Raw genomic sequence first — 1,042 nt, 5'->3', positions numbered from 1 at the left:
TGGGGGCACCTCCTGCCGGGCACCGCGATGCGGGGCCGCAAGCCCCTGAAAGAGGAAAGGCACGCGCATGGAGTTCTCGAGCGGCAACGATCTGCGCATCCCCGTGCTTCTCTCCCTCCTCAGGGAGGTGATCGAGGCCGACGCCGCCAGGTCGCCGGAACCGCGCGACCAGGTCATCGCGGCATGGCGTGAGCGCGCGAAGCTGCTCTCCCGTGACACGCTCCGCATAGAGCCGGACACGGTCGCAACCCTGCTCGACCCGACGCTCCCGGATCAGTCCCGCGCGCTCCGGGATGAGCTTCACCGCCAGCTCGAGCAGGAGGTCGACCGCTGGTTCGCCCAAATGCTCCCCACGCCCGACGCCTGAAAATTCCCGTTGCACATCAGATAGTTTCAGAGGAGTGGTCACGTGAAACACCCCCTCTCGGCCACCGGGCACACGTATTCCGCCGGCCTCCGGTCGTCGGGCCGCATCAGCTCGAACGGGTTCAGATCGCACCACACGCACAGCTTCAGCAGCGCCACGAGCCCCACCTCATGCCCGGTGGAAGCACGGCTGATCGTGGCGCGCGAAAGCCGCACCTCGTCGGCCACCTGCTGCAGCGTGATCCCGCGCAAGCGGATTTCGGCGGCAAGCGCCCGCCCGAAGCTGGTCCAGTCCAGCGCCTGCGGGCGGGTCAGCACATGGGCATAATCGCGGTTCACGCCGCCGCCCTCCCGTTGCTCCGCACACGGGTGAACAGCCGCCCGTCCCGCGCCGCCGCCACCGCCGCCGCCCGGGTCAGGTCGCCGCGGGTGAGCTCCAGCCACGCCGCGATCTCCAGCATCGCCGCATCGGAGATGAACCGCCCCGCGCGAAAATCCTCCAGCACGCCCGGCGCGTCGGTCATGTCCCGCCCGGCATGGTCGGCACCCTGCACGAACAGCCCCAGCACCAGCCGCGCGTGTTTGCGCTCCTGAGGGGTAAACCGGCCCGCGCTCATGCCCGGCACCCCGCCAGCACGGCGGCGACGATCGCCAGCGCCAGAACACACATGATCAG

General features: G+C 69.6%; 3 protein-coding genes. 1 reads left to right on the top strand and 2 read right to left on the bottom strand.

Annotated features, from left to right (window positions below; all coding sequences use genetic code 11):
- Positions 1–67: 67 nt before the first annotated feature.
- Positions 68–367, top strand: a complete 300-nt coding sequence (locus AC5DC2_RS23565; protein WP_293722069.1) for a hypothetical protein — start codon at positions 68–70, stop codon at positions 365–367.
- Positions 368–405: 38 nt separating this feature from the next.
- Here the strand turns inward: AC5DC2_RS23565 and AC5DC2_RS23560 are convergent, their stop codons facing one another.
- Both AC5DC2_RS23560 and AC5DC2_RS23555 read right to left on the bottom strand, forming a co-directional pair.
- Positions 406–705, bottom strand: a complete 300-nt coding sequence (locus tag AC5DC2_RS23560; protein WP_293722072.1) for a helix-turn-helix domain-containing protein — start codon at positions 703–705, stop codon at positions 406–408.
- The coding region (locus AC5DC2_RS23555; RefSeq protein WP_491700244.1) for a hypothetical protein at positions 702–1,042 on the bottom strand (341 nt) is incomplete at its 5' end. The genes AC5DC2_RS23555 and AC5DC2_RS23560, both read right to left, overlap by 4 nt.

It is taken from the genome of Martelella sp. (genome assembly GCF_984369615.1).
This window is presented reverse-complemented; position numbering and strand designations above follow the sequence as displayed.